Raw genomic sequence first — 18805 nt, 5'->3', positions numbered from 1 at the left:
CTAAACAGGACTTTCGTTACAGAATTTCTGGGGAGCCTTGGCCGGCATGGCCAACAGCTTGAGCGGGATCGGCCCCTTGCGGCCGCCGCTGCGGGAGTGGTCGAGATGCGACTTGGGCTTGTCGCGATCGAGCGCCAGGGCGGGCTCGCCGTAGCCCTGCACGCACTCGGGGTCCGGGCCGTCCATGGGCAGACCGGTGAAGAACTTGGCTGCCATGCAGCCGCCGCGGCAGCTGTCGTAGTGGTTGCAGCTGCTGCAGGCGCCGGCCGACTGCGGTTCCCGAAGCTCGCGGAACAGCGGGGCGTTCTGCCAGACGTCCTGGAACCCGTTGTCGCTGAGGATGTTTCCGGCCAGGAAGCGCTCATGGATGGCGAACGGGCAGGCGTACACGTCGCCGACGGGGTCGATGAGGCACACGACGCGACCGGCGCCGCAGAGGTTCAGACCGGCCAGCGCGCCCGGCTCACCGAGACCCGACAGGTGGAAGAACGAGTCACCCGTGAGCACCCGCTCGCCCTTGGCGACCAGCCAGTTGTACAGCTGCACCTGCTGCTCGGCGGTGGGGTGCAGGTCGTCCCACACGTCGGCGCCGCGACCCGAGGGGCGCAGTCGGGTGATGCGCAGGGTGGCGCCGTAGTTGTCGGCCAGGGCCTTGAAATCGTCGAGCTGGTCGACGTTGTGCCGGGTGACGACGACCGAGATCTTGGCGTCCTTGAAACCGGCGTTCTTCAAGTTCTCCAGGGCCCGGATGGCCATGGCGAACGAGCCCGGGCCGCGCACCGCGTCGTTGATCTCCGCGGTGGCGCCGTCGAGCGAAATCTGAACGTCCACATAGTCACTCGCGGCCAGCTTGGCCGCGACCGCCTCGTCGATGCGCACCCCGTTGGTGGAGAACTTGACGCCGACGTGGTGCTCGGTGGCGTAGTCGACGAGCTCCCAGAAGTCAGACCGCACGGTCGGCTCGCCGCCGCCGATGTTCACGTAGAACACCTGCATGCGCTCGAGCTCGTCGATGATGTCCTTGCACTGCTGGGTGCTCAGCTCGCGCGGGTCGCGCTTGCCCGACGACGACAGGCAGTGCACGCAGGACAGGTTGCAGGCGTAGGTCAGTTCCCAGGTGAGGCAGATGGGCGCGTCGAGGCCGTGCTCGAACTGCTCGATCAGCCGGGGCACGGGTGCCGTTGCGGTCATGAAACGGTAGATCCTTCGGGGCTGTTCTGGTCGGCCGGGATCAGCATCTTGGACTGGACCAGCACGCCGAACGCGTGCAGATACGGCCCCTGCTGGTCATCGTCGATACCGGCGGCGCGGCAGGCGCTGCGGACGTCCGGATGGTCGGCGAGCGAGTTGACGATCTCGACGATGATGCGATTCTTCAGGAACGAAAGTTTGCGCGTACCAAAGTGATACAAGAGGGCGCCGAACGGTTCCGGGCGGACGGCGACCTGGTGGTGCAGCCGCCAGCCACGGTCCGGATCGAAGGCCGCCTCGGGCCCGGTCCGGGCCGCGGCTGGTGCAGACACGGTCAGTAGACCCCGCACATACCGTCGATCGAGACCTCTTCGACCAGAGTCTCGGTGACCAGTTCGGTATCGGAATTCGCCTGCTGATTCGAGTCCATGGATCGCCCCTTTCGCTACCGTGGCAGTTGTCGGGACTCGACAACTGTGATCCAAGTCGCAAGAATATGGCATCGAGTGCCGAAAAGGAAGGGCGGGTCTGATGAAGACCGAGACGGAGCGTCCCGCGCGCGATGCCGGGACCGCCCAGCACGGCCGGGTGGGCCGTCGCCGCTCCACCACGCGCGACCACATCACCCACGTGGCCCTCGAGCTGTTCGCGACCCGCGGCTTCGACGACGTCAGCGTCGACGACGTCGCCCATGCCGCCGGAATCTCCCGGCGCACCCTGTTCCGCTACTTCTCGTCGAAGAATGCCATCCCCTGGGCCGACTTCGACGCGAGTCTGACCGATCTGCGGGACCTGTTGAACGCCGTCCCCCACGACGTGCCGCTGGACGCCGCCCTGCGCTCGGCATTGTTGGAATTCAACAGCTTTGACGAATCCGAGACACCCCGGCACCGGCGCCGCATGCAGGTCATCCTGCAGACCGACGCGCTGCAGGCCTACTCGATGACGATGTACGCAGGCTGGCGCGGCGTGATAGCGGCGTTCGTCGCGCGCCGGCTGGACACCAAGCCGACGGCTCTGGTGCCGCAGACAGTGGCGTGGACGGTTCTCGGGGTGGCGCTGACGGCCTACGAACAGTGGCTCGCCGACGAGACCGTCTCGCTGCCCGACGCCCTGGGCGAAGCCTTCGACATCGTCCGCGAGGGCATCGGCGCCGTGTGATTTGTGCACGGTTTTCCGCGGTCAGCGCGGAAAACCGTGCACAAATCCCAAGAAGTTGCGGTTGGGGCGTCGGAAAATGCGCGGCCGGCGCGACGATAAGGGTGTGAGGGGCGAATCAGACGGTGATGCTCCGCAGACGCTGCTGGCGCTGTACGACTCGGCACTGCCCGTCGTCTACGGCTACTTCGTGCGGCGCTGCGGTGATCGGGGCACCGCGGAAGACCTGACGTCGGAGACGTTTCTGGCGGCGATGGACGCTGCCCGCCGGGATTCGCCACCGGCGATCTCGGTGCCCTGGTTGATCGGCGTGGCCCGGCACAAACTGGCCGACCACTACCGCCGCAGGCACGACCGCTTCACCGTCCCCGTACCCGAAACACCCGAGCCGGCAGAGCCTTTCGACGACTGGGACACCGAGCTGGACCGCATCGTCGCCGAGGCCGCGCTGGCCCGGTTACCCGAACAGCACCGCATGGTGCTGACGTTGCGATATCTGGATGACCGCCCCGTGCCCGAATGCGCCGAGTTGATCGGACGCACCGTGCACGCCACCGAGGCCCTGCTGGTGCGGGCCAAGCGGGCATTCAGGAGCGAATACCAGGACACCGAATACCGGGACGGAGGTGCGTCATGACCATGCACAACAGTCACGACCCGCTGACGGTCCTGGCCGGCGGTGAACACCCCGTGCAGCCGGACCCGGCCTTCGCGGCCCGACTGCGCGCGCGCCTGGAAGCCGCCGTCACCCTGCCGAAAGGAGTTGTCATGAGTGGCACCGACACTGCCATCGCCGAACTGAACACCCCCGCCACCCCCGCGGTCGAGGTGCCCCGGCCCGCGGCCCTGCCCTATCTCGCCGTGGCCGACGCGCGGACCGCCATCGACTGGTACGTCGACGCGCTGGGCGCGGTCGTCGTCGGGGAACCGATCGTCATGGACGACGGGCGCATCGGGCACGCCGAGCTGACGCTGGCCGGTGGCGTGCTGTACCTGGCCGACGAGTTCCCCGAAATCGGTCTGAAAGCACCGGCACCCCAGTCGGTTTCAGTGAGCCTGATGCTGAGTGTGCCGGACACCGACGCCGCACTCGCGCAAGCCCGGCAACATGGCGCGCAGGTGCAGCGGGAACCGTACGACGCCCACGGTTCGCGGACCGCGGTGGTGATCGACCCGTTCGGCCACCGCTGGATGCTCACCGGCCCGGTCCCCGGCGCCCTGACGCCCATCCAGCACGGCGACATCGGTTACATCTCGGTGCAGACGCCGGACGCCGAACGGGCGGCCGCCTTCTATGGCCACGTGCTCGGCTGGACGTACGACCCGGGCACGCACAAGGTGACAGGCAACCGGCTGCACACCGGCATCTTCGAGACCGCCGGCCCGCAGACGGTGTTCTGCTGCTACGCGGTGCGCGACCTCGACGCCGCCCGGCAGGCGATCCTGGACGCGGGCGGCCGGGTGGGCACGCCCGAGGAGCACGAGTGGGGCCCGACGCTCGACGCCACGGATGCGCTCGGCACCGACTTCGCGGTGTTCCAGCCGGCGCCGGGAATCGCCCGGCCCGAGCTGAACGGCGCAGGGCCAGGCGAACTTTCGTATATGACGTACTACGTCACCGACTCGGCCGCGTTCAAGGATTTCTACGGCGCGGTGCTGGGCTGGACGTTCGAGCCGGGTCGCATCGAGGACGGCTGGGCAGTGCAGGGGTGCCACCCGATGTCCGGCGCGGCCGGCGGCGCCGCACAGTCCGTCGCCGTCCCGATGTGGACCGTGACCGACATCGACGCCGCGGTGGCGCGAGTCCGCGAGGCCGGGGGCACCGTCATCGACGAACCGTCCCGGCAGCCGTACGGCATGTCGGCGGAGTGCACCGACGACCAGGGCGCCCGGTTCTACCTCGGCGCTTTCTGAGGGATTTGTGCACGATTTTCCGCGCCCCGCGCGGAAAATCGTGCACAAATCCCTAGAGGACGTCGGCGATCGGGACGGCGGCCGCGACCTTGGCGCGGTTCTTCATCACCTTGCCCGGCATGCCGCCGCCGACGACGCCGCTGACGGCGCCGTCGCGCTCGTAGAACGCCAGGAACTTGCGGCCGTCGTCCTCGACGATGTGCACGGTGTCACCGGCCTTGGGCTCGCCCAGGCACTGGATTTTGACGTCGTACTGGTCGCTCCAGAAGTAGGGCACCACCACGGCGGCGGTGGCGTCCTGGCCCAGCATCGCCGGCACGATCACCCGCGCCTGCTCGGCCACATTGCTCCAATGTTCCACGCGCACTTGGTGTCCCGCGGCGTCACGCCAGGAGGCGACATCACCGATGGCCCACACGTTCGGGGCACTGGTGCGGCCGGCGGCGTCGCACACGACGCCGTTGTCGACGGCGATGCCGCTACCTTCGAGCCAGTCGGTCGACGGGCGCGACCCGATACCGACGACGACGACGTCGGCGTCGAGTTCGGTGCCGTCCGCCAGTTGCACCTTCTCGACGTGGCCGGTGCCCGTCACCCCGGTGACCCCGACGCCGCACCGCACGTCGACACCCTCGGCGCGGTGCAGCCGGGCCACCAGTTCACCGATCTCGGTACCGAGCACCGACGCCAGCGGCGTGGGCTGCGGCTCGACGATCGTGACCTCGACACCCATCTTGCGCAGGCTCGCCGCCACCTCGCAGCCGATGAAGCCGGCGCCGATCACCACGGCGCGCTTGGCCGAACCGGCGTGCTCACGCAGCGCCAGCGACTCGTCGTAGGTGCGCAGCACCCGGATGCCGTCGAGAGCGGGCAGCGACGGGATGGTGCGGGGCACCAGGCCGGTGGCGATGACCAGCTCGTCGTACGCGACGACCTCGCCGTTGGCGCGCGTCACCGTCTGGGCCTCGGTGTCCAGCTTGACCGCGCCCGAGCCGAGCAGCAGCGTGATGTCGTTGTCGGCGTAGAACTCGGCGGGCTTGAGCGTCGTGTCGTCGACCTCGGCGCGCAGCACGTCCTTGGACAGTGGCGGCCGGTCGTACGGCAGATGGACCTCGTCGCTGATCAGCGTGATCGGCCCGGCGTACTCCGCTTTGCGCAGTTGCTCCGCCGTGCGTGCAGCGGCCAGACCGCCACCGACGATGACGATGCCTCCGTTTGTAGTCACGTCGGCTTTCTTACACGATGCGGCCGGTGCGAGGTAGGCCACCCTGTGCTTACCTGCTCAGCATTACGGCAGGGGTTCAGGCGTGGCCCCGGCCACCGACCCGGCGCTCGACGATGTTCGACAGCACCACGATGCTCTCGCTGCGTTCGATCGCCGCACTGCCCCGGATGCGCTCCAGCACCGCCTCCAGATGCCGCATGTCCCGGGTCATGAGATGCAGGATCGCGTCGGACGTGCCGGTCACCGTGGCGGCCGAGACCACCTCGGGGATGCCCTCCCAGGCCTCCCGCAGCTGCGCCGGCGTGATGGTGCCGTGGCAGTACACCTGAACGTATGCCTCTGTCCCCCAACCGATCACGTTCCGGTCGACGACCGTCGTGAAGCCCCGGATGACGCCGGTGGCCAGCAGCCGGTCGACGCGGCGTTTGACGGCGGGCGCCGACAGGCCCACCCGTTCGCCGATCTCGGCGAACGTGGCGCGCGCGTTGTCCGCCAACTCGGCCAGGATGCGCTCGTCGGTCTCGTCGACGCTTTCCACCGGCCGCACACCTCCCTCACGCAATAGATTGTCGAATCGCGAGTGATCAAACAATAGATCTGTTACATATGCGCAACAAGCATCGATTGCTTGCGCGCAATAGTGCTCCTACCATCGAATTATGACGATTACTGATGTCGTCAAGATGGCGACACCGAATTCAGGCTGGCGACCGGACCGGGTGGCCCGCCCCCGGCACTATGTGATGACCCGGCCCACGCATTTCGCCGTCGAATATGCGATCAACCCGTGGATGGACACCTCCACCCCCGTCGATACGGCGCTCGCGGTGCGGCAGTGGGAGCATCTGGTCCGGACGTACCGCAGCCTCGGGCACACCGTCGAACTGGTCGAACCGATTCCCGGACTGCCCGACATGGTCTACGCCGCGAACGGCGGGCTGGTGCTCGACGACGGGTTCGAGAAGGTGGCCATCATCGCCCGCTTCACCTACCCGCAGCGGACCGGAGAATCGGTGGCCTACGCCGGATGGCTGATGGACCACGGCTACTGCCCGCTGTACACCGAGCACACCAATGAGGGCCAGGGCGACCTGCTGATCATCGGGTCAAAGATCCTGGCCGGCTACGGATTCCGCACCGACCGACAGTCGCACGACGAGGTCGCCAAGCTGTCCGGGCTGCCGTTGGTCAGCCTGCAGTTGGTCAACCCCCGCTTCTACCACCTCGATACCGCGCTGGCCGTGCTGGACGACGAGACCATCGCGTTCTATCCCCCCGCCTTCGGTGCCACGTCGGTCGCATTGCTGCGCAAGATGTTTCCCGGCGCCATCGAGGTGTCCGATGCCGACGCCCACGTGCTCGGCCTGAACGCGGTGTCCGACGGGCTGAACGTCGTGCACCCGGCCGCGGCCACCGGGTTCGCCGCGCAGCTCGCCGACGCCGGTTTCCGGCCGGTCGGTGTCGACCTGTCCGAGTTGCTCAAGGGCGGCGGATCGGTGAAGTGCTGCACCTTGGAGGTGTACCCGGCGTCATGCTGAAAGCCGTTGCGGGGACACCGGAAAGCACGGCCGAGCTGATCGCCCTCGACGACCGCTACGCCGCGCACAACTACGCCCCGCTGCCGGTCGTCGCGGCGTCTGCCGACGGCGTGTGGATCACCGACCCGGAAGGGCGCAGCTACCTGGACTGTCTCGCGGCGTATTCGGCGGTGAACTTCGGCCACCGCAATCCCGAGATCCTGGCGACCGCACATGCCCAGCTGGACACCGTGACGCTCGTCAGCCGCGCCTTCCACTCCGACCGCCTGGGCCCGTTCTGCGCCGCTCTCGCCCAACTGTGCGGCAAGGAGCTGGTGCTGCCCATGAACAGCGGCGCCGAGGCGGTGGAGAGCGCGATCAAGGTCGCGCGCAAGTGGAGTCGAGACGTCAAGGGCAGCACCGACCCGAACATCGTCGTGGCACAGGGCAACTTCCACGGCCGCACGACGACGATCATCAGCTTCTCCGACGACGACACGGCGCGATGCGGTTTCGGCCCGTACACACCGGGCTTCCGGTTGGTGCCGTTCGGGGACGCCGACGCGCTCGCGGCGGCCGTCGACGACAACACTGCCGCGGTGCTGATCGAGCCGATCCAGGGCGAGGCCGGAATCATCGTGCCGCCCGACGACTATCTGCCCCGGGTCCGCGCGCTGTGCACCGAGCGCCACGTACTGATGATCGCCGACGAAATCCAGTCCGGTCTGGCCCGCACCGGCCGCACCTTCGCGTGCGACCACTGGGGCGTCGTGCCCGACGTCTACGTGCTGGGCAAGGCGCTCGGCGGCGGCGTCGTGCCGCTGTCCGCGGTGGTGGCCGACCGGGACGTGCTCGGCGTGCTGCACCCCGGCGAGCACGGATCGACGTTCGGCGGCAATCCGCTGGCCGCGGCCATCGGCACCACGGTGGTCGGCATGCTGCAGCGTGGCGAATTCCAAGCCCGGGCAACCGAACTCGGCCGGCACCTGCACGCTCGCCTGACGGCGATGATCGGGCACGGCGTGACGGCCGTGCGCGGACTGGGCCTGTGGGCGGGCGTCGACCTCGATCCGGCCGTGGGCACCGGCCGGGAGGTCAGCCTGCGGCTGGCCGAGCGCGGTGTGCTGACCAAGGACACCCACGGCCCGACTCTGCGGTTCGCCCCGCCCCTGGTCATCACCCGCGCCGAAATCGATTGGGCGATGGACCTATTCGCCGAGGTGCTGGCCGGGCCGACGGACGTGCGGTGGTAGACCGATAGGATGCGTTTCAATCCGCCACCCGACTGGCCGCCGTTTCCACCCGACTGGCAGCCAGGCCCGGACTGGCAGCCCGATCCTTCCTGGCCGCCACCACCGCCGGGTTGGCCGATGTGGGTGGACGACCAATACCGTTACGCCCCAACAGAACCGGCGCAGCGGTCCGGAAAACGGAAATGGTGGATCATCGGGGGTGCGGTGCTCGCCGTCGTCGCCCTGGTGGCCGGCGGCACCGTCGTCGCCACCAAACTCTCGCGCGACAACGCGGCGGCACCGAGCGCGACGCCGACGCCGTTCAACGGCCTGACCATCGTGCCGACGCACCCACCGGAGCCGACGGACTTCGACACCTGGACCCGCGTCGGCGACGTCGAGGCCACGTTCACCAACGACGGCCGGGCGGTACGCCTCGAGTCGAACGCCAACCCGACGGCCGCCTGGGCGGGTCTGCTCCAGCCCGGCGACCCGGCGTGCTCACTGCGGTTCACCGGGCGCGTCCGCACCGCGTCGGGCGGTTACACCCTCGGGCTCACCACGGAGGCCGGTCCCGCCGAAACCGATTCCGGCTCGATCCCCACACCGCCCGGCAACGACTGGCACGCGATCGATGTGACGATCACGAAGGCCGGCGAGGTCGCGGTGGATCTCGACGGCAAGTCCGCGCTGCGCCGCACGACAACGCCCGGCTGCGGCCGTCCCGCGATCAGAATCTCGGCGGGCGCAACGGAATTCGCGGACGTGCTGGTCGGTCAGGTGTCCGCGTAGGTCAGTACTTCATGACGCCGCGGTCGACGGCGATCTGGGAACCGGAGATGGTCCCCGAGCCCGGGCCGGCCAGCCAGGTCACCACGTCGGTGACCTCTTCCGGCGTCATGAACTCCTGCAGACCGGCCTTGCCGTCGTGAGAGACGGGCTTGTACGGCATCGGCGCGAAGCTGTGCAGGTAGGTCGGGTACTTGGCGAAGATCGCACCCATGGCCTCGGGCTCGATCATCGGCGTCATGATCGAGTACGGATGGATCGAGTTGACCCGGATGCCGAACTCGCCCACCTCGAGGGCCAGGGCGTTGGTCAGACCCACGAGGCCGAACTTCGAGGCCGCGTAGTGGCCGTTGCCCGGCGTCGCCTTGAGGCCCGCCGAGGAGCTGACGATGATGATCGACCCGCCGTTGCCCGCCTCGATCATCGCCGGGACGACGGCCCGGATGGTGCGCCACGTGCCCGAGAGGTTGACGTTGACGACGCTGTCCCACTGGTCTTCGTCCATCTCGAACAGCCGTCCCCAGCTCAGGACACCGGCGTTGGCGACCAGAATGTCGAGGCGGCCGAACTGCTCGACGGCGTCGGCGACGACCTGCTGCTGCGCGGCCAGGTCACGGATGTCGACCTCACGGGCGAGGACCTTGCGGCCTTCGGCCTCGACCAGGCGTGCGGTCTCGGCCAGATCCTCCGACGTCGGCATCGGGTAGGTGATGGTGTCCGAGACGGAACCACAGATGTCGATGGCGACGATGTCGGCACCCTCGCGCGCCATCCGGACGGCGTGCGCCCGGCCCTGTCCGCGGGCAGCCCCGGTAATGAACGCCACCTTGCCTTCGAGTGCTCCGCCTGCCGTCATTGCCAGTCCCTTCATCGCTTCTCGCCGGAATCAACCGCCACGCTAGCAGCCAAACTAGAACGCGTTCTAGTGGCTCCCGAAAGGCGGTCGTGTCGACTACAACTCGGCGATGATCTGGGCGCGCTTCGCGGTGTACTCGGCCTCGCTGATGGTGCCCATGGCGCGCAGCGTCTCGATCTCCTGCAGCCGCTGCGCTGTCGACGGCGCCGGTGGCGGCGGCACGACAGGCGGCGCCGCGGCGGCCGGCGCCGCCGCCGGCTCGCGCTCAGCGGCAGTGGCCCGCCGGACCACGTCCATCACCTGTTGCCGCACCGCTGGATTCGAGCGCAGGTCGGCGATTCCGCTGAGGGCCACCCCGTTCGACTTGAGGATCTGCAGGATGTCCATGATCGGACCCGACCGTCCCGTCAGGTCATAGGTGCGCCCGTCCTGCTCCGAGGTCAAGCGGACCGGCATCATGCCGGACACCAATGCGCTTCGCTCCCAGTCGATATGGAACTTGTTGGTCGCCGGGTTGACCATCACGACCAGCTTGCGGGCGGTGATCATCGGCAGCCGGCTCACCGAGGCCAGCACCTTGTCCTGCGCATCGAACGGAGCCAGCTGCGGCCCGGTGATGTGCAGATTGAGTTTCACCAGTGGCTGGTCGTTGACCCGGGTGCCGGTCTCCCCGATCCCGGTGACCTCGGCCAGCCCCAGTATCCCGCTGGCCTCGAGTTCCTCGAGCTCCGCCGACCGCATCTGGCCGAAGCCCGCCAACCCCAGCGCGACGAGTACGTCGATCGCCGTGACCAGCAGGCCCGCCCAGAACATCCACTTCAGCAATTCGTCCTGGCCGGTGTAGAAGTACACCGCCAGGAAGATGGGGCCCACCAGCCCGCCGCACAGCAGGACCATGACCTGAGCCTTGAGGTAACGCACCAGCATGTCAGCCACGCTCCTTGATCAGCCGAACCGATGCGAGAGACTTTAGTGCGGCTCAGTCGCCGAGGACGTCCAACAGGACGAACGAGAAATTGTCGGCGGCGCCATTGGCCCGGGCCGTCCCGATGATGATGGCCGAACCGTCGCCCCGGTCGTTGCACGCGGTGGCCGCCTGCAGATCGTGATGCTCCATCTGCCCGTGCACACCGTCAGAGCACATCAGGTAGCTGCCGGGCTGCAGCGGCGTCGCGGTCAGGTGCGCCGCGATGGGCACGCCCTGCCCGAGCGACTGCGTGATGATGTTGGTGGGCCGGCCCGACGCGTCGAGGACGGCGTCATCGACCGAAACCTGCGTCAGCGTCTCGCCCGCAACCGAATACACCCGGCTGTCCCCGACATTGAAGACGATCACCTCGTCGGCCGTCAGGCAGACACCGGCGATGGTGGTACCCATGCCGGCGAGTTCGGTGTCGCGGCCCATGTCGTACAGCCAGTCGCTGACATACGACAGCGACGACGTGATGTCGTCGCCACCGGTCCAGCCCGGCGACATGGTCGCGATCATGCTCAGCGCCGTCCGGCTCGCGACGTCGCCGCCGACGTGCCCGCCCATGCCGTCGCACACCGCGCAGACGAACGGGGCGCCCGGCTGCATCCGCATCTCCACCAGGACACCGTTGTGCGTCTGGCTGACCCAGCCGCCGACCATCACGGCATCTTCGTTGCGCTTGCGCCGCAATCCGGTGTCGGTGAATGCCCGTACGTTCACCCGCACGACAGGCCACCCCTCATCGTGTTCCCCTCCATCGCGAACGATCCTGCCATCCTGCCGGTAAAAGCACTGCGCCGACACCTCTTTCTCACGGCAAAACAAAGCGCCGCCCACCCTTTCGGGTGAGCGGCGCTCCGCTTGGAAAAACTAGATCACTTGATGATCTTGGTGACGCGACCCGCGCCGACGGTACGACCGCCCTCACGGATGGCGAAACGCAGACCCTCGTCCATGGCGACCGGCTGGATCAGCACGACGGAGATGTCGGTGTTGTCACCGGGCATGACCATCTCGGTGCCCTCGGGGAGGGTAACCACGCCCGTCACGTCCGTGGTACGGAAGTAGAACTGCGGGCGGTAGTTGTTGAAGAACGGCGTGTGGCGGCCACCCTCGTCCTTGGACAGGATGTAGACGCTGCCCTCGAACTCGGTGTGCGGGGTGGTGGTGCCGGGCTTCACGACGACCTGGCCACGCTCGACCTCTTCGCGCTTGATACCACGAACCAGCAGACCGACGTTGTCGCCGGCCTGGCCCTGGTCGAGCAGCTTGCGGAACATCTCGACACCGGTGACAGTGGTCTTGGTCGTGGTCGGGCGGATGCCGACGATCTCGACCTCTTCGTTGACGTTGATCACGCCACGCTCGACACGGCCGGTCACCACGGTGCCACGACCGGTGATGGTGAAGACGTCCTCAACGGGCATCAGGAACGGCTTGTCGGTCTCGCGAACCGGGTCCGGGATGGACTCGTCGACGGCCTCCATGAGCTCCTCGACGGACTTGACCCAGGTCGGGTCGCCCTCGAGCGCCTTCAGCGCCGAGACGCGGACCACGGGGGCCTCCTCGTCGAAGTCCTGAGCCGACAGCAGCTCGCGGACCTCCATCTCGACGAGCTCCAGGAGCTCCTCGTCCTCAACCATGTCGGACTTGTTCAGCGCGACGAGGATGTAGGGCACGCCGACCTGGCGGGCGAGCAGCACGTGCTCACGGGTCTGCGGCATCGGGCCGTCGGTGGCGGCGACCACGAGGATTGCGCCGTCCATCTGGGCGGCACCGGTGATCATGTTCTTGATGTAGTCAGCGTGACCGGGGGCGTCCACGTGGGCGTAGTGGCGCTTGTCGGTCTGGTACTCAACATGCGAGATGTTGATGGTGATACCGCGCTGACGCTCCTCGGGCGCGTTGTCGATCTGGTCGAATGCGCGCGATTCGTTCAAATCGGGGTACTTGTCGTGCAGAACCTTGGTGATTGCTGCAGTCAGCGTGGTCTTGCCGTGGTCAACGTGACCGATGGTCCCGATGTTGACGTGCGGCTTCGTCCGCTCGAACTTCGCCTTCGCCACTTCTGTGTCCTCCTGGACTTGTTGGTGCTTTGGTTAAGCAGTGTTGATGTGTTCAGTTGTGTGGTCTGCCGCAGCAAACGGGTCAGAGACTACTGGCCCGTCGCCTTGGCGATGATCTCCTTCGACACGTTCGCCGGAACTTCGGCGTACGAGTCGAACACCATGGAGTAGTTCGCCCGGCCCTGGGTCTTCGACCGGAGGTCGCCGACGTAGCCGAACATTTCGGACAGCGGAACCTGTGCCTTGACGACACGAGCACCACTGCGCTCCTCCATGGCCTGGATCTGGCCACGGCGGGAGTTCAGGTCGCCGATCACGTCGCCCATGTAGTCCTCGGGCGTGGTGACCTCGACGGCCATGATCGGTTCCAGGATGACCGGCTGCGCGGCAGACGCAGCCTTCTTCAGTGCCTGCGAACCGGCGACCTTGAAGGCCATTTCCGACGAGTCGACGTCGTGGTAGGCGCCGTCGAGCAGCGTCACCTTGAGGTTGACCAGCGGGTAGCCGGCCAAGATGCCGTACTGCATCGCGTCCTGCGCACCGGCATCCACCGACGGGATGTACTCACGCGGGATACGGCCACCGGTGACCTTGTTCTCGAATTCGTAGGTCGCACCGTCTTCGCCGACGAAGGGCTCGACGTTGATGATGACCTTCGCGAACTGGCCCGATCCACCGGTCTGCTTCTTGTGGGTGAACTCCACGTTCTGCACGGCCTTGCGGATGGTCTCGCGGTAGGCGACCTGCGGCTTACCGACGTTGGCCTCGACCTTGAACTCGCGACGCATGCGGTCCACCAGGATGTCCAGGTGGAGCTCGCCCATACCGCCGATGACGGTCTGGCCGGTCTCCTGGTCCAGGTGCACCTTGAAGGTCGGGTCCTCTTCGGCGAGCTTCTGGATCGCCGTGCCCAGCTTCTCCTGGTCGCTCTTGGTCTTGGGCTCGATGGCCACCTCGATAACCGGGTCCGGGAACGTCATGGACTCCAGCACGATCTGGTTGGCCGGGTCGCACAGGGTGTCACCGGTGGTGGTGTCCTTGAGGCCGATGACCGCGTAGATGTGACCAGCGGCAGCCGACTCGACCGGGTTCTCCTTGTTGGAGTGCATCTGGAACAGCTTGCCCAGACGCTCCTTCTTGCCCTTGGTCGAGTTGATGACCTGAGCACCGGAGTCGACCTTGCCCGAGTAGACGCGGACGTAGGTCAGCTTGCCGAAGAACGGGTGCGTGGCGACCTTGAACGCCAGGCCCGAGAACGGCTCGTCGGCCGACGGCTTGCGCGAGATGATCTCGTCTTCCTTGCCCGGGACGTGGCCTTCGGCGGCCGGGACGTCCAGCGGGGTCGGGAGGTAGTCGATGACCGCGTCGAGCATGGGCTGCACACCCTTGTTCTTGAACGCGGAACCACACAGCACCGGGTACGCGGCGCTGGTGACGGTGAGCTTGCGCAGACCGCCCTTGATCTCCTCGATGGTCAGCTCTTCGCCGCCCAGGTACTTCTCCAGCAGCGCCTCGTCGGTCTCGGCGACCGCCTCGATCATGGCGGTGCGGTACTCCTCGGCCTTCTCCTGCAGGTCGGCCGGGATGTCGACGACGTCGTACTTCTCGCCGAGCTTGGTCTCGCCGCGCCAGACCTTGGCCTTCATCTCGACCAGGTCGACGACGCCCTCGAAGTCACCTTCGGAGCCGATCGGCAGCTGGATCGGGATGACGTTGGCGCCCAGGCGGTCCTTCATGGTCTGGACCGAGAAGTAGAAGTCGGCGCCCAGCTTGTCCATCTTGTTGACGAAGCAGATGCGCGGCACGTCGTACTTGTCGGCCTGGCGCCACACCTGCTCGGACTGCGGCTCCACGCCTTCCTTGCCGTCGAAGACGGCAACGGCACCGTCGAGCACGCGCAGCGAACGCTCCACCTCGACGGTGAAGTCGACGTGGCCCGGGGTGTCGATGATGTTGATCTGGTTGTCGTTCCAGAAACAGGTGGTGGCAGCGGAGGTGATGGTGATACCACGCTCCTGCTCCTGCTCCATCCAGTCCATGGTGGCCGCGCCGTCATGGACCTCACCGATCTTGTACGAGATACCGGTGTAGAAGAGGATGCGCTCGGTCGTCGTCGTCTTGCCGGCGTCGATGTGCGCCATGATGCCGATGTTGCGGACCTTGTTCAGGTCGGTCAGCACGTCCTGTGCCACGGCTAGATTCCCACTCTTTCAGTTGCTTTAAGTAAATCCGCGTCGCCCGGTAGGGCGGTCAGTTGTGAATCAGATGCGCCGGCCGCCGACATTGGCGGCCGGCGATTGAGTCACCAGCGGTAGTGCGCGAAGGCCCGGTTCGCCTCGGCCATCTTGTGGGTGTCCTCGCGTCGCTTGACGGCGGCACCCAGACCGTTGCTGGCGTCCAGGATTTCGTTGGCCAGGCGCTCGACCATGGTCTTCTCGCGGCGAGCCTTCGAGAAGCTGACCAGCCAGCGCAGCGCCAGGGTGGTCGAACGGTCCGGGCGAACCTCGACCGGCACCTGGTAGGTCGCGCCACCGACACGGCGGCTGCGGACCTCGAGGGACGGCTTGACGTTGTCCATGGCGCGCTTCAGCGTCACGACGGGGTCGGTGCCGGTCTTCTCACGAGCCTGCTCAAGGGCGCCGTAGACGATGCGCTCGGCCAGCGACTTCTTGCCGTCCAGCAGCACCTTGTTGACGAGCTGGGTGACCAGCTGCGAACCGTAGACCGGGTCGTTGACCAGCGGCCGCTTCGGCGCGGGGCCCTTGCGTGGCATTAGCTCTTCTCCTTCTTGGCGCCGTAACGGCTGCGTGCCTGCTTGCGGTTCTTGACACCCTGGGTGTCCAGCGAGCCGCGGATGATCTTGTAGCGCACACCGGGGAGGTCCTTCACACGACCGCCACGCACGAGCACCATCGAGTGCTCCTGCAGGTTGTGGCCTTCACCCGGGATGTAGGCCGTGACCTCAACCTGGCTCGTCAGCTTCACACGGGCGACCTTGCGCAGCGCCGAGTTCGGCTTCTTGGGGGTGGTGGTGTACACGCGGGTGCACACACCACGACGCTGCGGGCTGCCCTTGAGCGCCGCGGTCTTGACCTTGGCGGTCTTGTCGTGGCGACCCTTGCGGCCCAGCTGGTTGATGGTTGGCATCTATCGGCTTTCTGTGTTGCGTTCGTACTGCGGTTTAAGTCTCTGTACTGCGGTTTTCGTCCGATCGCATACCCCGCGTCCGGGCGTGTCGCACGAGGCTAGGCACAGACCTTTCGGTGCACCACGGACATGCGAATTGGCCCGGCGTGCAGGCATGCCTACAAACACAATGGATGCAAGCGCCCAGTCGGCCAGGCACGAACCACCACGATACCAGTACGGACCGCCACGATCCAAACCCGCACGGGGCACTCAAACCGCAGGTCAGAACGGTGCAGCCGGGATCGTGATCAACACCTTACCGTTGGCGCGATCCCCATCGGGTCATCAGAACCACTCCGAGGATGACCGCGAAGATCACCACCACCCCGCCGCCGAGAACCGCGATTCGTTGCACCGACCAGAACGACGGCGCGATCCGACCCGTCTGCACCGACTGCACCGATATCGGCAGCTGCAGCGGCCCGCCGGCCACCACGGCGGCGAACGACTTCGCCGAATCGGCGGTGAACTGCCCGTGGATCTGGGTGCGTCCCGTCGTGATGGGTTCCAGCAGCGCCGGCGCACTGACGACCTGGGTGTCGACCGTGAAAGCGGTCCGGGCGCCGGTGTTGGCCGCGGTGAACGTCGACCAGACGTCGGCGGCCTTGTCGTCGAAGGTGACGAAGACGACGAAGTCGCCGCGCTGCCCGCCCTGGCGCGCCGAGGCGTCCTTGATCTGGTCACCGCCGATGATCAACTTGTCCAGCAGATACACCTGCTTGCCGTCGTCGGAGCAGGTGACGAGCGGCAGCTTGGGGTCGTCATGGTCGGCGAGCGCGTCCGGCTGCCCGCAGCGCGTGGCCTGGAACTGCAGCGACAACACCTGAATCTGCGGCTGGGTGCTCTGCCGCAGCGCCTTCTCATCGGCGATGCGCTGGCTGTCGGCCGCCTTCGGGGCCGACGGGGTCTGGGACGCCGGCTCGGCCTGCGCCGGAATCGTGTGGATGACGGGCCGTATATAGAGGCGGCCGACGGCGGTGATGCCGCGCAGCTGCGCCTCGGTGACGTCGGTGGCGCTGACCTTGAGCGTGTTCCCGTCCAGCCCGACGGTCACGTCGTGGCCACCGAGGTGGTTGATCCGGGATTCGACGACCTTGCGGGTCTGCGCGAGGGCATCCGGCGCCGTTCCGGGCGGCGCCTGAATCGCGACCGACGCGTGGACCACCGGACGGGGCGGGCCGGCGCGCCAGATGTCCCGGGTCACGAACACCGTCGCGCCATAACTGAGGATCAGCACTGCCAGCACCAGGGCGACCAGCCAGCGGGGCACGCCGGACGGCGCGGGCACGGGCGGCGGCCACCCGGGCGGCATCGCCGGTGGCATCCCCGGCGGCATGAAGCCCGGCGGTGGTGGCTGGGGCGGGTGCGGCGGCTGCCAGCCGCTGTGGTCGTCAGACATCACGCGCTCCCCTGATCAAGCCGAGTCGCGCTCGTTCATCCCTCGGGCCAGCCGTACCACCATGTCGGTGAACACCGCGTCGGTGTCGACACCGTCCATCACGCCCGTCATCTCCAGCAACACGAAACCGTGCAGGGCCGACCAGAACTCCAGCGCCGCGTAGAAGGCGTTCTCACCGTCGAGTCCGTACGACGCCAGAACCGCGATCACCGGCCCGGCCGCCGCGTGCGTCGCGGCGGTGTACTCGGGGTCGTCGCCACCCAGCGGCATCCGGGTGAAGGCCGAGTACCGACCCGGATGGTGATGGGCGTAGCTGCGGTAGGCACTGGCCATGGCCATCACGGCGTCGTCCCGGCTGCGGCCCTCGCCGACCGTGTTGAGCATGCCGATGATGTCGTCGATGACGCGCATCCGGACGGTGCGGCGCAGGTCATCGAGGCTCTGCACGTGGTTGTACAGCGACGGGCCCTTGGTGCCGAGCTGGTTGGCCAGTGCGTTGATGGTCAGCGCATCCCAGCCCTCGCGGTCGAGGAAGGTCAGTGCCGCGCTGACGATCGAGTCCCGGCTGAGCTTGGTGGCCCGCGCCGCCGCCCGCGGCCGCACCGGCGCAGCCGGTCGGGCATCCCCAACCGCTTGCGACTCTGGCCGAGGTGCCATCTGCCCGATCCTCCGGTGTTCTATCGTGATTCCACGGACCGCGGCGCGGTCGGTTAACTAATGACTCTAACCTCTGGACGCTGCAGATACGTTGCCATTTGGGCGAATCTTGTAACCGCGTCTCATGGCAAGTCCCACAGAACGGACGAACCCACTCCGCAGCACCTGCCTCGCAACGTAGGCTCCCAGATACCGCAACACCGTGCACATCGCCGGACCAGAACGAAGGGAACCATCGTGAGTCGCACAGCATGGGGAACCGCATTGCTTGCCGGACTGCTGACGGTCCCGTTCGCGGTCGGCGCACCCAACGCCGCCGCGGTCAACGATGACACCCACATCGTCGGCACGGGCATCACCCAGACCCTCGACTGCCACAACGGCACCCTGTTCGTCAACGGTAGCGGCAACACCATCACCGCGTTCGGTACCTGCTGGGCCGTCACCGTCCAGGGCTCGTCCAACACCGTCATCGCCGACACGATCGTCAACGACGTCACCGCCTACGGCTTCAATCAGACGGTCATATTCCACAATGGGGATCCGGCACTCATCGACGTCGGTCACCAACTGGGATTGGGCAACCGGCTCAACAAGATCCCCTGACCGGGTTCCGCTCCGGGTGCCGGTAACGCCGAC

21 protein-coding genes are annotated in these 18805 nt (G+C 67.1%); 7 read left to right on the top strand and 14 right to left on the bottom strand.

Annotated elements, in window-relative coordinates:
• From mftC to mftA, 3 genes are read right to left on the bottom strand one after another with little or no spacing between them, the layout of a single operon-like run.
• Positions 1-1191, bottom strand: coding sequence for a mycofactocin radical SAM maturase (mftC, locus tag ACJH6H_RS05345; protein WP_406774381.1), 1191 nt, complete (start codon positions 1189-1191; stop codon positions 1-3).
• A complete protein-coding gene (gene mftB, locus ACJH6H_RS05340) occupies positions 1188-1523 on the bottom strand; it encodes a mycofactocin biosynthesis chaperone MftB (protein WP_138250469.1) in 336 nt (111 codons plus the stop codon). The genes mftC and mftB overlap by 4 nt, the downstream gene beginning before the upstream one ends.
• A gap of 2 nt (positions 1524-1525) precedes the next feature.
• Positions 1526-1621 (bottom strand): mycofactocin precursor MftA, encoded by a 96-nt coding sequence (gene mftA / locus ACJH6H_RS05335; protein ID WP_020101386.1) that lies wholly within the window; start codon positions 1619-1621, stop codon positions 1526-1528.
• A gap of 101 nt (positions 1622-1722) precedes the next feature.
• On the opposite strand from mftA, the gene mftR reads away from it, so the two are divergent.
• The 3 genes from mftR to ACJH6H_RS05320 all read left to right on the top strand — a co-directional run bounded on the left by mftR (position 1723) and on the right by ACJH6H_RS05320 (position 4263).
• On the top strand, positions 1723-2352 hold the full coding sequence (mftR, locus tag ACJH6H_RS05330; protein ID WP_138250470.1) for a mycofactocin system transcriptional regulator: 630 nt from the start codon (positions 1723-1725) through the stop codon (positions 2350-2352).
• A gap of 76 nt (positions 2353-2428) precedes the next feature.
• Positions 2429-2986: an RNA polymerase sigma factor gene (locus ACJH6H_RS05325; RefSeq protein ID WP_138250599.1), complete on the top strand. Its 558-nt coding sequence runs from the start codon at positions 2429-2431 to the stop codon at positions 2984-2986.
• A 2-nt stretch (positions 2987-2988) separates the two neighbouring features.
• The gene (locus ACJH6H_RS05320) at positions 2989-4263 is read left to right on the top strand and encodes a VOC family protein (protein WP_406774404.1); all 1275 of its coding nucleotides are present in this window, start codon (positions 2989-2991) and stop codon (positions 4261-4263) included.
• 52 nt (positions 4264-4315) lie between these two features.
• Here the strand turns inward: ACJH6H_RS05320 and ACJH6H_RS05315 are convergent, their stop codons facing one another.
• Both ACJH6H_RS05315 and ACJH6H_RS05310 read right to left on the bottom strand, forming a co-directional pair.
• Entirely contained in the window at positions 4316-5488 is a 1173-nt protein-coding gene (locus ACJH6H_RS05315; protein WP_212806923.1) for an NAD(P)/FAD-dependent oxidoreductase, read from the bottom strand.
• A gap of 76 nt (positions 5489-5564) precedes the next feature.
• Positions 5565-6026: an Lrp/AsnC family transcriptional regulator gene (locus ACJH6H_RS05310; RefSeq protein ID WP_212806924.1), complete on the bottom strand. Its 462-nt coding sequence runs from the start codon at positions 6024-6026 to the stop codon at positions 5565-5567.
• A gap of 121 nt (positions 6027-6147) precedes the next feature.
• Here ACJH6H_RS05310 and ddaH point away from each other — a divergent pair, with 121 nt between their 5' ends.
• From ddaH to ACJH6H_RS05295, 3 genes are read left to right on the top strand one after another with little or no spacing between them, the layout of a single operon-like run.
• Positions 6148-7026: a dimethylargininase gene (ddaH, locus tag ACJH6H_RS05305; protein WP_212806925.1), complete on the top strand. Its 879-nt coding sequence runs from the start codon at positions 6148-6150 to the stop codon at positions 7024-7026.
• Positions 7020-8258, top strand: coding sequence for an ornithine--oxo-acid transaminase (rocD, locus tag ACJH6H_RS05300; protein WP_212806926.1), 1239 nt, complete (start codon positions 7020-7022; stop codon positions 8256-8258). The genes ddaH and rocD overlap by 7 nt, the downstream gene beginning before the upstream one ends.
• A 9-nt stretch (positions 8259-8267) precedes the next feature.
• A complete protein-coding gene (locus ACJH6H_RS05295) occupies positions 8268-9029 on the top strand; it encodes a hypothetical protein (protein WP_406774380.1) in 762 nt (253 codons plus the stop codon).
• A gap of 1 nt (position 9030) precedes the next feature.
• Here the strand turns inward: ACJH6H_RS05295 and ACJH6H_RS05290 are convergent, their stop codons facing one another.
• The 9 genes from ACJH6H_RS05290 to ACJH6H_RS05250 form a co-directional block, all read right to left on the bottom strand.
• Positions 9031-9882, bottom strand: coding sequence for a mycofactocin-coupled SDR family oxidoreductase (locus ACJH6H_RS05290; protein WP_212806928.1), 852 nt, complete (start codon positions 9880-9882; stop codon positions 9031-9033).
• A 96-nt stretch (positions 9883-9978) separates the two neighbouring features.
• Positions 9979-10809: an SHOCT domain-containing protein gene (locus ACJH6H_RS05285; protein ID WP_212806929.1), complete on the bottom strand. Its 831-nt coding sequence runs from the start codon at positions 10807-10809 to the stop codon at positions 9979-9981.
• 52 nt (positions 10810-10861) lie between these two features.
• Positions 10862-11581 carry a PP2C family serine/threonine-protein phosphatase gene (locus tag ACJH6H_RS05280; RefSeq protein ID WP_212806930.1) on the bottom strand — a complete coding sequence of 240 codons (720 nt, stop codon included), beginning with the start codon at positions 11579-11581 and terminating at the stop codon, positions 10862-10864.
• A 149-nt stretch (positions 11582-11730) separates the two neighbouring features.
• Positions 11731-12921 carry an elongation factor Tu gene (tuf, locus tag ACJH6H_RS05275; protein ID WP_061001884.1) on the bottom strand — a complete coding sequence of 397 codons (1191 nt, stop codon included), beginning with the start codon at positions 12919-12921 and terminating at the stop codon, positions 11731-11733.
• Between the two features lie 89 nt (positions 12922-13010).
• Positions 13011-15113 (bottom strand): elongation factor G, encoded by a 2103-nt coding sequence (fusA, locus tag ACJH6H_RS05270; RefSeq protein ID WP_212806931.1) that lies wholly within the window; start codon positions 15111-15113, stop codon positions 13011-13013.
• A 110-nt stretch (positions 15114-15223) separates the two neighbouring features.
• Positions 15224-15694, bottom strand: a complete 471-nt coding sequence (gene rpsG / locus ACJH6H_RS05265; protein WP_020101372.1) for a 30S ribosomal protein S7 — start codon at positions 15692-15694, stop codon at positions 15224-15226.
• Positions 15694-16068, bottom strand: coding sequence for a 30S ribosomal protein S12 (gene rpsL / locus ACJH6H_RS05260; protein WP_406774379.1), 375 nt, complete (start codon positions 16066-16068; stop codon positions 15694-15696). The genes rpsG and rpsL overlap by 1 nt, the downstream gene beginning before the upstream one ends.
• 298 nt (positions 16069-16366) lie before the next feature.
• Positions 16367-17509, bottom strand: coding sequence for a SecDF P1 head subdomain-containing protein (locus ACJH6H_RS05255; RefSeq protein WP_212806932.1), 1143 nt, complete (start codon positions 17507-17509; stop codon positions 16367-16369).
• A 15-nt stretch (positions 17510-17524) separates the two neighbouring features.
• Complete coding sequence (locus tag ACJH6H_RS05250) at positions 17525-18166, bottom strand: TetR/AcrR family transcriptional regulator (protein ID WP_244872775.1); 642 nt, start codon at positions 18164-18166, stop codon at positions 17525-17527.
• A 237-nt stretch (positions 18167-18403) separates the two neighbouring features.
• Here ACJH6H_RS05250 and ACJH6H_RS05245 point away from each other — a divergent pair, with 237 nt between their 5' ends.
• On the top strand, positions 18404-18772 hold the full coding sequence (locus tag ACJH6H_RS05245) for a DUF3060 domain-containing protein (protein WP_244872774.1): 369 nt from the start codon (positions 18404-18406) through the stop codon (positions 18770-18772).
• Positions 18773-18805 lie beyond the last annotated feature (33 nt).

This window comes from Mycobacterium sp. SMC-21, from assembly GCF_045310825.1.
GTDB lineage: Bacteria > Actinomycetota > Actinomycetes > Mycobacteriales > Mycobacteriaceae > Mycobacterium.
Note: the sequence above shows the minus strand (reverse complement) of the source record. Positions and strands in the feature narration are given on the sequence as shown.

Coding starts and splice junctions, on each gene's coding strand:
- mftC (WP_406774381.1), bottom strand. CDS start 1,191: ATGACCGCAACGGCACCCGTGCCCCGGCTGATCGAGCAGTTCGAGCAC.
- mftA (WP_020101386.1), bottom strand. CDS start 1,621: ATGGACTCGAATCAGCAGGCGAATTCCGATACCGAACTGGTCACCGAG.
- mftR (WP_138250470.1), top strand. CDS start 1,723: ATGAAGACCGAGACGGAGCGTCCCGCGCGCGATGCCGGGACCGCCCAG.
- ACJH6H_RS05325 (WP_138250599.1), top strand. CDS start 2,429: ATGCGCGGCCGGCGCGACGATAAGGGTGTGAGGGGCGAATCAGACGGT.
- ACJH6H_RS05320 (WP_406774404.1), top strand. CDS start 2,989: ATGCACAACAGTCACGACCCGCTGACGGTCCTGGCCGGCGGTGAACAC.
- ddaH (WP_212806925.1), top strand. CDS start 6,148: ATGACGATTACTGATGTCGTCAAGATGGCGACACCGAATTCAGGCTGG.
- rocD (WP_212806926.1), top strand. CDS start 7,020: ATGCTGAAAGCCGTTGCGGGGACACCGGAAAGCACGGCCGAGCTGATC.
- ACJH6H_RS05295 (WP_406774380.1), top strand. CDS start 8,268: ATGCGTTTCAATCCGCCACCCGACTGGCCGCCGTTTCCACCCGACTGG.
- ACJH6H_RS05290 (WP_212806928.1), bottom strand. CDS start 9,882: ATGACGGCAGGCGGAGCACTCGAAGGCAAGGTGGCGTTCATTACCGGG.
- ACJH6H_RS05285 (WP_212806929.1), bottom strand. CDS start 10,809: ATGCTGGTGCGTTACCTCAAGGCTCAGGTCATGGTCCTGCTGTGCGGC.
- rpsG (WP_020101372.1), bottom strand. CDS start 15,694: ATGCCACGCAAGGGCCCCGCGCCGAAGCGGCCGCTGGTCAACGACCCG.
- rpsL (WP_406774379.1), bottom strand. CDS start 16,068: ATGCCAACCATCAACCAGCTGGGCCGCAAGGGTCGCCACGACAAGACC.
- ACJH6H_RS05255 (WP_212806932.1), bottom strand. CDS start 17,509: ATGTCTGACGACCACAGCGGCTGGCAGCCGCCGCACCCGCCCCAGCCA.
- ACJH6H_RS05250 (WP_244872775.1), bottom strand. CDS start 18,166: ATGGCACCTCGGCCAGAGTCGCAAGCGGTTGGGGATGCCCGACCGGCT.